Source organism: Streptococcus mitis, assembly GCF_019929545.1.
Classification (GTDB): domain Bacteria; phylum Bacillota; class Bacilli; order Lactobacillales; family Streptococcaceae; genus Streptococcus; species Streptococcus mitis_BU.
Window position 1 is genome coordinate 1 of record NZ_JAHZPT010000045.1, and the last position, 9,280, is coordinate 9,280.

Below are 9,280 nucleotides of genomic sequence, written 5' to 3' on the forward strand. Positions count from 1 at the left end.
CTTGGAATGATATTATTTGTGCGTTAAACCTTTTGGTGATAAGGGATGATGTGGGATTTAGGGGTTACAAGTTTGAGATAATAATTTGAAAATCCTCGTGACAGGAGATCGGGACGCTCAATTTCAGCCAAGAAAAGGTTAGCTGAAAAGAGCAGGGCCGAGAGAGCAGTGATGGCAACACTGGAGCGGAATTTGAAAGGTCTCCTGTCCAGCTGGATGAGCTTTTTATAGAGAAGATAAGCCAGCAATGGGAAATCCATAAAATAGATGAAATCCCAAAAGCGCAGTAACTCTAGTTCCGCAGTACCAACAGACACCTTGCTGACCACTTTCATGGTATTGGCCGTGATAAAGTCACTAAATTCTCGATAGTAAAAAATATTAGAATAGAGCCAAATGAATAAAAGGCTGTAAATAGCTATACTAAGACTGTAAAAGGCCTTGGTTGAGCGAGCATAAAGGGCTAGAGCCAGCAGGAGGAGTCCCAAAGGAATGGGATTGAAAAAGGCGATAAAGGCAAGGTAATTTCCTTGCAGCTTGCCCAATTGAATATCTAAATTAAAGTCAAAGGTATAGGCTAATAAGGTTTTGAGCCAATAGAGGATTAAAAGGGTTAGGACAAAACCCAGTCTGGTACCCATGGCTTTTTGGATTTTGTTAAAATTGATTCTCACACAATTACTTCCTAAGTTTTTATTAGTATTAGTATACCATTTTTTAAAACTAGAGTAAAAAAGCAAGGGTAGTTTCTTTTTTGAGAATTGTCACAAAATTTGCTATAATAGGGACTATGAATAGAATAAGAGTCAACAAACGGGTTGAAAAAAAGCTTTCCAAGGGGTTTGTTTTACTAGAAGCCAGCGATCTTGAGAATATCAATCTCAAGGATCAGGAAGTAGAAGTCCATAGTCAAGATGGAAACTTTCTTGGTAGTGCCTACCTTTCTCAGCAAAACAAGGGCTTGGGCTGGTTTGTGAGCAAAGACAAGGTGACCTTCAATCAAGCTTTCTTTGAAACGCTGTTTAGACAAGCTAAAGAAAAGAGAAGTGCCTACTATCAAGATGAATTGACAACTGCCTTTCGTCTCTTCAACCAAGAGGGAGATGGCTTTGGTGGTCTGATAGTGGACCTTTATGGCGACTATGCTGTCTTTTCTTGGTATAACTCTTATGTTTATCAGATTCGTCAGACTATCTCAGAAGCCTTTAGACAAGTTTTTCCTGAGGTGTTAGGAGCATATGAAAAGATCCGTTTTAAGGGTTTGGACTATGAATCTGCCCATGTTTATGGTCAAGAAGCACCTGACTTTTTCACTGTTTTGGAAAATGGTGTTCTGTATCAAGTCTTTATGAACGATGGCTTGATGACAGGGATTTTCCTAGACCAGCATGAAGTTCGCGGTAGTTTAGTGGATGGATTGGCTATGGGTAAATCCTTGCTCAATATGTTTTCCTACACAGCAGCCTTTTCAGTAGCTGCAGCCATGGGGGGAGCTAGCCAGACAACTTCGGTTGACCTAGCCAAACGTTCACGAGAATTGTCTCAAGCGCATTTTCAGGTAAATGGGCTCAGCACAGACAACCATCGTTTTATAGTCATGGATGTCTTTGAGTATTTCAAGTATGCTAAGCGAAAAGGCTTGACCTATGATGTGATTGTCCTAGATCCGCCTAGCTTTGCTCGGAACAAAAAACAAACGTTCTCTGTGGCCAAGGATTATCACAAGTTGATTTCCCAGAGTCTTGAGATTTTAAATCCGGGAGGGATTATCATTGCCAGTACCAATGCTGCCAATGTATCCCGCCAGAAATTTACAGAACAAATTGATAAAGGCTTTGCAGGAAGAAGTTACCAGATTTTAAACAAATACGGTCTTCCAGCAGATTTTGCCTATAATAAAAAAGATGAAAGTAGTAATTACCTCAAGGTGATTAGTATGAAGGTTAGTAAATGAAATTAATTGTTTCAGTAATGCCAAGAAGTTTAGAGGAGGTCCAGGCTCTGGATGTCACGAGGTACCTAGATGCCGACATCATTGAATGGCGTGCCGACTATCTGCCTAAGGAAGCGATTTTGCAGGTAGCTCCAGCTATTTTTGAAAAATTCGCAGGCCGTGAGTTAGTTTTCACGTTGCGAACTCGCTCTGAAGGGGGAGAAATCGACCTTTCTCCAGAAGAATATATCCATCTAATCAAGGAAGTGGCACAACTCTATCAACCAGACTATATTGATTTTGAGTACTACAGCTACAAGGATGTTTTTGAGGAAATGCTGGACTTCCCAAATCTCGTTTTGAGTTACCATAATTTCCAAGAAACACCTGAAAACATGATGGAAATCTTGTCAGAGTTGACGAGCTTAAATCCAAAACTTGTTAAGGTTGCGGTGATGGCTCACACGGAGCAGGATGTGCTAGACTTGATGAACTATACACGAGGCTTTAAAATCCTCAATCCTGAGCAGGAATATGTGACGATTTCTATGGGCAAGGTGGGCAAGGTCTCTCGTATCACTGCGGATGTGACGGGTTCGAGTTGGTCTTTTGCCAGTCTAGATGAGGCAAGTGCCCCAGGTCAGATTTCCTTAGCTAACATGAAAAAAATTCGGGAGATTTTGGATGAAGCTTGATGGCTATACACGTTTAGCTGCCGTTGTTGCCAATCCTATTAAGCATTCTATTTCCCCCTTTATTCACAATAGTGCCTTTGAGGCGACAGCTACCAATGGTGCTTACGTGGCTTGGGAGATTAAAGCGGGTGACTTGGAAGTCACAGTGGCTAATATTCGTCGCTACCAGATGTTTGGTATCAACCTGTCCATGCCCTATAAGGAGCAGGTGATTCCTTATTTGGATGAGTTGAGTGATGAATCGCGCTTGATTGGTGCGGTTAATACGGTTGTCAATGAGAATGGCAATTTAATTGGATATAATACAGATGGCAAGGGATTTTTTAAGAGCTTGCCTTCTTTTACAATTTCAGGTAAGAAGATGACCCTGCTGGGTGCAGGTGGTGCGGCTAAATCAATCTTGGCACAGGCTATTTTGGATGGTGTCAGTCAGATTTCTGTCTTTGTTCGTTCAGTTTCTATGAAAAAAACAAGACCTTACCTGAACAAGTTACAGGAGCAGACAGGCTTTAAAGTGGACTTGTATGCTTTAGAAGATGTTTCTGAACTGCAAGCAAGGATTGATGAGTCGGATTTACTTGTCAATGCGACCAGTGTGGGCATGGATGGTCAATCATCTCCAGTTCCTGAAAGAATAGTCTTACCAGAAACTCTTTTAGTAGCAGATATCATTTACCAACCCTTTGAAACACCATTTTTGAAATGGGCCAGAAGTCAGGGCAATCCAGCGGTCAATGGTCTGGGAATGTTGCTCTATCAAGCTGCAGAAGCTTTTCAACTGTGGACAGGAAAGGAAATGCCGACAGAAGAAATTTGGCAGTCTTTAACAGAAAAATACCAATAAAGAAAGGGAGATTCTCCTATGAAAATCAGAATCGATATTCCTCATCATCCTTATGATATTCAGATTGAAAAAGGTTGTCTGGCTCAGGCTGGTCAATGGTTGCGAGAACTCTGGCAACCACAAAAGGTAGTCATTGTGACAGATAACCATGTAGCTTCTCTTTATGCAGAGAAGGTCAAGCTTAGCCTAGAAGATGCTGGTTTTCAGGTGGCAGTATTTGACTTTTTAGAAGGCGAAGAAAGAAAGAATTTAACTACTGTTCAGAAAGTCTATGAATTCCTAGTCAAGCAAGGTTTGACTCGTAGCGATGGAATCGTGGCTCTTGGTGGCGGTGTCGTTGGGGACCTGGCTGGTTTTGTAGCCTCTACCTATATGCGGGGCATTCATTTTGTTCAGATTCCGACCAGTTTGACAGCCCAAGTTGATTCGTCTATCGGTGGAAAGACAGGTGTCAACACTCCATTTGCTAAGAATATGGTGGGTACCTTTGCCCAACCAGATGGGGTTTTGATTGATCCGCTTGTCCTTGAAACACTTGGAAAGAGAGAGTTGATTGAAGGGATGGGTGAGGTTATCAAGTATGGCTTGATTGAGGATCCAGCACTTTGGGCTCTCTTGACGGAGCTGGATGGTTCTGTTGAGAGCATTTTGGAACACGCAGAGACTTTGATTGAACATTCTTGCCAGGTCAAGCGCAAGATGGTGGTTGAAGATGAGTTGGACAACGGTGTTCGACTTTATCTAAACTTTGGTCATACTATTGGCCATGCCATTGAAGCGACTGCTGGCTATGGTCGTGTGATGCATGGAGAGGCTGTGGCTATGGGTATGGTTCAGATTTCCAAGGTGGCTGAGGAAAAAGGTCTCATGCCTGAAGGCATTACTCAGTCTATCTCAGAAATGTGCCAGAAGTTTGATTTGCCTATCGATTATGAAAATTGGGATGTTGATAAGCTTTATCAGGCTTTGACACATGACAAGAAAGCGCGTGGCAATACCTTGAAATTGGTCTTGGTACCAGAGCTCGGTTCGGCGACCATTCACCCAGTTTCTCTGGAAGAGATGAAAGACTACTTGGTAAAATAAGGAGAGTGTATGAGATATTTAACTGCAGGAGAATCACACGGCCCTCGTCTGACGGCTATCATTGAAGGAATTCCAGCTGGACTTCCTTTGACAGCAGAGGACATCAATGAGGATTTGAAACGCCGTCAGGGTGGCTACGGTCGTGGTGGTCGTATGAAGATTGAGAGTGACCAAGTTGTCTTTACTTCAGGCGTTCGTCACGGGAAGACGACAGGGGCTCCTATTACTATGGATGTCATCAATAAGGATCACCAAAAATGGCTGGATATTATGTCTGCGGAAGACATTGAAGACCGCCTTAAAAGCAAACGAAAAATCACCCATCCACGTCCAGGTCATGCCGACTTGGTTGGGGGCATCAAGTACCGTTTTGATGATTTGCGAAATTCCTTGGAACGCTCATCTGCCCGTGAAACCACCATGCGGGTGGCAGTTGGGGCAGTAGCCAAACGCCTCTTGGCTGAGTTGGATATGGAAATTGCCAACCATGTCGTGGTCTTTGGTGGCAAGGAAATCGATGTTCCTGAAAATCTCACAGTCGCTGAGATTAAGGAACGAGCTGCCCAGTCCGAAGTTTCTATTGTCAACCAAGAACGGGAACAGGAAATCAAGGACTACATTGACCAAATCAAGCGTGATGGAGATACCATCGGTGGGGTTGTCGAGACAGTTGTCGGAGGTGTTCCAGTTGGTCTTGGTTCCTATGTCCAATGGGACAGAAAATTAGATGCCAGACTTGCCCAAGCAGTTGTCTCTATCAATGCCTTTAAAGGGGTTGAATTTGGTCTTGGCTTTGAAGCTGGTTATCGTAAAGGCAGCCAGGTCATGGATGAAATTCTCTGGTCTGAAGAAGACGGTTATACCCGCCGTACCAACAATCTAGGGGGCTTTGAAGGTGGTATGACCAATGGGCAACCGATCGTTGTTCGTGGAGTTATGAAACCCATTCCTACTCTCTACAAACCACTCATGAGTGTGGATATTGAAACCCATGAACCCTACAAGGCAACTGTGGAGAGAAGTGATCCGACCGCCCTTCCAGCTGCAGGAGTGGTTATGGAAGCTGTTGTGGCAACGGTTCTGGCACAAGAAATCCTTGAAAAATTCTCATCAGATAATCTAGAGGAATTAAAAGAAGCGGTAGCTAAACACCGAGACTATACAAAGAACTATTAAGGAGTTACTATGGCAAAAACAGTCTATATCGCAGGTCTTGGTCTGATTGGTGCCTCAATGGCACTTGGTATCAAACGCGATCATCCAGATTATGAAATTTTGGGTTATAATCGCAGTCAAGCTTCGAGAGATATCGCCTTGAAAGAAGGCATGATTGACCGTGCAACGGATGATTTTGCTAGTTTTGCTCCTTTGGCAGATATCATCATCCTCAGTTTACCGATTAAGCAAACCATTTCCTTTATCAAGGAGTTGGCCGACTTGGACTTGAAAGAAGGTGTGATTATTTCAGATGCCGGTTCGACCAAGTCAGCCATTGTGGATGCGACGGAGAACTATTTGGCTGGCAAGCCTGTTCGCTTTGTTGGAGCTCATCCCATGGCTGGTAGCCACAAGACAGGGGCTGCTTCTGCAGATGTTAATCTCTTTGAAAATGCCTATTATATCTTTACACCTTCGAGTCTGACAGGTCAGGATACGCTTGAGGAAATGAAGGATCTGCTTTCAGGTCTTCATGCTCGTTTTATCGAAATTGATGCCAAGGAGCATGATCGGGTGACTTCTCAGATTAGCCATTTCCCTCATATTCTGGCTTCTAGTCTCATGGAACAGACCGCGGTCTATGCTCAAGAACATGAGATGGCAAGGCGCTTTGCGGCCGGTGGTTTTCGAGATATGACCCGAATTGCGGAAAGCGAACCAGGTATGTGGACCTCCATTCTCTTGTCCAATCGTGAGACTATTCTAGACCGCATTGAGGATTTCAAGGAACGGTTGGAAGCGATTGGGCAAGCCATCAGCAAGGGAGATGAGGAGCAAATCTGGAACTTTTTCAATCAAGCGCGTGAGCAACGTCAGGCCATGGAAATCCATAAGCGTGGTGGTGTGGACAGTTCTTATGACCTCTATGTCGATGTTCCCGATGAAGAAGATGTCATTTTGAGGATTTTGGAACTACTACGTGGAACTTCCTTGGTTAATATCCACATCAATGAGGAAAACCGTGAGGATATTCACGGGATTCTACAAATTTCATTTAAAAATGCTCAAGATTTAGAACGAGCCGAGCACCTCATAACAGAAAACACCGACTACACAGTCGTTGTCAAATAAGGAGAAAATCATGTCAAATATTTACGATAGTGCAAACGAACTCAGTCGCGGTCTACGCGAATTGCCAGAATATAAGGCTGTTAAAGCAGCTAAAGATGCGATTGCAGCAGATGCTGAGGCAAGCAAAATCTTTACAGAGTACGTTGCTTTCCAAGAGGAAATTCAAAGACTAGCACAGACAGGTCAAATGCCAGATGCTTCCTTCCAAGCGAAAATGGAAGACTTTGGCAAGCAGATTCAGGGGAACAGTCTCTTGTCTGAATTCTTTACCAAGCAACAACAATTGGCCATTTACCTTTCTGACATTGAAAAAATTGTTTTTGAACCAGTTTCAGAATTGCTAAAATAAGAACATTATTTTGTTCATTTTTTATAGGTATTTTTTAAACGTATGTTTATCATTGATAACTGCTGTATAAGCTAGCGTTATTAGTATGATCTGTTTAATAATGACTGTGGAGATGATTGTCTTTGCTAATAAAAAATGTAAAATAAATTTGAAAGCTTCTAACTATTATTTTCTACTGCAATTGATAAGTTAGAACTTTTTGATGAGATAATAAATATAGAAACAATTATGAAAGAGAATGAAATTTTTATTATCGATAAATGATGAACAATAGAAAATAGGGAAAAATATGTCAAAAAAATTAATTGCTCTAATAGGAGTTCCTGTAGGAATTATCTTCATCAGTATTATAGTGTTGGCAGGTTCGTACAATAGTCTTGTTAGCAAAGATGAATCTGTGAAACAAGCTAACTCGAAGATTGAAGTGGTACTTCAACGTAGAGCTGACTTAATTCCAAATGTTGTAAATTCTGTAAAAGGATATATGAAGCACGAAGAAGACATCTTTACAAAGATTGCGGATGCTCGTTCTAAGATTGGCTCAGGAAATACAGAAACAAAAAATGAAGGGGAGAGCGAATTAACTTCTGCAATTTCTCGATTGCTAGTTGTTCAAGAAAATTATCCTGAGTTAAAAGCTGATACACAAGTGTCTTCTCTAATTTCAGAGCTTGAGGGAACTGAAAATCGTTTGTTTGTCGCTCGTAAAGATTATAACGATATTGCAACAGAATATAATAAGACCATTAGACGTTTTCCTACTAGTGTGATAGCTAGTTTGTTTGGTTTCCAAAGAGCTGAGTTAATTGAAGCAGAGAAAGATGCAAAGGTTGTCCCTAAAGTCAATTTAACTGATTAGTCTTGTGGGGTATCTTCTATGAAAAAGTTACTTTTACTCTTAATTACCCCTTTATTCTTTTTTATGCCTCTTGTTGCGGCTAATATAGCTGTTCCAGATCGTCCTTTAAATGGTATTTACGATCCTAACGGTTATTTAACCACTAGTGTTGCAGAAACGTTAGAGAGTATGAATTCTGGAAGTGAAACCCAAGTAGGTATTTACATTGTAGATACTCTGGACGGTTCCAGTATTGAAGAGGTAGCCAATGAGGTTGCACGCAAATGGAAAGTTGGGAAACAAGATTCCAACAGTGGAATTTTAATTGCTATTGCTATAAAGGATAGAAAGTTTCGTATTGAAACATCCAACGAAGCAGCAATTTGGCTTACTGACTCTATGGCCAGTTCCTTACTAAATGATTCTAAGCCATACATGAAAGAAGGGAAATATACTGATGCCCTTAACAAAATTCTAGTAGGCATTTCTAAAGCGGAGTCTAGAAAAGCTGAAATCATAAACAAGAAGGAAAATAATCGACTTCCAAAAAGCTATGAAAAATCATTAAAAAATAATGAAGGCTTTAGTAAGTACTTCGATTACATTCCGTTTCCGATATTGTTCTATCTGTTGTTCTTTCTTTTACTAAGTTTAGCAACGTGGATCAAGTACTTAAAAAGATGCCGCTTTTCTAAGTATGAGTACGAGGGAAAAGGTAAGCTGTATCCAGATTTTCCTGACTTTGTACCTAACTATACGTGGACTGAAGAACGTAAATCTGACTATAAAAAAAATAAGCGTTTAATTAGGTCTCAATATCAGTACGAAGGATATAACAAACTATATCCAGACTCAAAAGGTTTTCTACCTAATGACACTTGGACTACATTACTTATAGAAGCATACTACGCAGAAGTTGAAAGAAAGCACCTAGATAGGCTTAATCGCTCTCAATACTCTTATAATGGGAAGGGGAAACCCTATCCAAACGATAAAGATTTTGTGAGGAATGCTTCTTGGACTTCCGAGCTCACAAAAAGCTACTATGCTTCACAAAGAGTACAGTCAAGTTCTTATGGTAGATCAGATTCATATGATTCTGGTAGTTCTAGTTCATCTTGGTCTTCAGATGATTGGGGTGGCGGTGGATTTGATGGTGGTGGTTCTTCAGGGCACCTCTAAAAACCTATCCAATGGACACCAAAATATGAGATAATAGCCTTATCATAAGATGAGGTTATTATTT

The 9,280-nt window shown here is 41.3% G+C and carries 9 protein-coding genes and 1 pseudogene; 9 read left to right on the forward strand and 1 reads right to left on the reverse strand.

What is annotated here, in order from left to right; genetic code table 11:
• Positions 1-74: 74 nt before the first annotated feature.
• Positions 75-674, reverse strand: a pseudogene (locus K1I71_RS09135) (LTA synthase family protein); the annotation flags it as partial.
• Between the two features lie 116 nt (positions 675-790).
• Here K1I71_RS09135 and K1I71_RS09140 point away from each other — a divergent pair.
• The 9 genes from K1I71_RS09140 (at position 791) to K1I71_RS09180 (ending at position 9,216) form a co-directional block, all read left to right on the forward strand.
• Positions 791-1,954 (forward strand): class I SAM-dependent rRNA methyltransferase, encoded by a 1,164-nt coding sequence (locus K1I71_RS09140; RefSeq protein WP_045606058.1) that lies wholly within the window; start codon positions 791-793, stop codon positions 1,952-1,954.
• Positions 1,951-2,628 (forward strand): type I 3-dehydroquinate dehydratase, encoded by a 678-nt coding sequence (gene aroD, locus K1I71_RS09145; RefSeq protein ID WP_000767784.1) that lies wholly within the window; start codon positions 1,951-1,953, stop codon positions 2,626-2,628. Before K1I71_RS09140 ends, aroD begins: the two co-directional genes overlap by 4 nt.
• Complete coding sequence (locus K1I71_RS09150; protein ID WP_223330810.1) at positions 2,618-3,472, forward strand: shikimate dehydrogenase; 855 nt, start codon at positions 2,618-2,620, stop codon at positions 3,470-3,472. Before aroD ends, K1I71_RS09150 begins: the two co-directional genes overlap by 11 nt.
• Positions 3,473-3,490: 18 nt before the next feature.
• Complete coding sequence (gene aroB / locus K1I71_RS09155; protein ID WP_223330811.1) at positions 3,491-4,558, forward strand: 3-dehydroquinate synthase; 1,068 nt, start codon at positions 3,491-3,493, stop codon at positions 4,556-4,558.
• Between the two features lie 9 nt (positions 4,559-4,567).
• On the forward strand, positions 4,568-5,734 hold the full coding sequence (gene aroC / locus K1I71_RS09160; RefSeq protein ID WP_078352336.1) for a chorismate synthase: 1,167 nt from the start codon (positions 4,568-4,570) through the stop codon (positions 5,732-5,734).
• A gap of 9 nt (positions 5,735-5,743) precedes the next feature.
• Entirely contained in the window at positions 5,744-6,847 is a 1,104-nt protein-coding gene (locus K1I71_RS09165) for a prephenate dehydrogenase (protein ID WP_223330812.1), read from the forward strand.
• A 10-nt stretch (positions 6,848-6,857) separates the two neighbouring features.
• Entirely contained in the window at positions 6,858-7,196 is a 339-nt protein-coding gene (locus tag K1I71_RS09170) for a YlbF/YmcA family competence regulator (protein ID WP_223330813.1), read from the forward strand.
• Positions 7,197-7,485: 289 nt separating this feature from the next.
• Positions 7,486-8,055 carry a LemA family protein gene (locus K1I71_RS09175; RefSeq protein WP_223330814.1) on the forward strand — a complete coding sequence of 190 codons (570 nt, stop codon included), beginning with the start codon at positions 7,486-7,488 and terminating at the stop codon, positions 8,053-8,055.
• Between the two features lie 18 nt (positions 8,056-8,073).
• Positions 8,074-9,216: a TPM domain-containing protein gene (locus K1I71_RS09180; protein WP_223330815.1), complete on the forward strand. Its 1,143-nt coding sequence runs from the start codon at positions 8,074-8,076 to the stop codon at positions 9,214-9,216.
• The last annotated feature ends 64 nt before the right edge of the window (positions 9,217-9,280 follow it).

What these genes read in the sequence shown, in the direction of transcription:
- K1I71_RS09140 (WP_045606058.1), top strand. Translation starts at nt 791, where the DNA reads ATGAATAGAATAAGAGTCAACAAACGGGTTGAAAAAAAGCTTTCCAAG.
- aroD (WP_000767784.1), top strand. Translation starts at nt 1,951, where the DNA reads ATGAAATTAATTGTTTCAGTAATGCCAAGAAGTTTAGAGGAGGTCCAG.
- K1I71_RS09150 (WP_223330810.1), top strand. Translation starts at nt 2,618, where the DNA reads ATGAAGCTTGATGGCTATACACGTTTAGCTGCCGTTGTTGCCAATCCT.
- aroB (WP_223330811.1), top strand. Translation starts at nt 3,491, where the DNA reads ATGAAAATCAGAATCGATATTCCTCATCATCCTTATGATATTCAGATT.
- aroC (WP_078352336.1), top strand. Translation starts at nt 4,568, where the DNA reads ATGAGATATTTAACTGCAGGAGAATCACACGGCCCTCGTCTGACGGCT.
- K1I71_RS09165 (WP_223330812.1), top strand. Translation starts at nt 5,744, where the DNA reads ATGGCAAAAACAGTCTATATCGCAGGTCTTGGTCTGATTGGTGCCTCA.
- K1I71_RS09170 (WP_223330813.1), top strand. Translation starts at nt 6,858, where the DNA reads ATGTCAAATATTTACGATAGTGCAAACGAACTCAGTCGCGGTCTACGC.
- K1I71_RS09175 (WP_223330814.1), top strand. Translation starts at nt 7,486, where the DNA reads ATGTCAAAAAAATTAATTGCTCTAATAGGAGTTCCTGTAGGAATTATC.
- K1I71_RS09180 (WP_223330815.1), top strand. Translation starts at nt 8,074, where the DNA reads ATGAAAAAGTTACTTTTACTCTTAATTACCCCTTTATTCTTTTTTATG.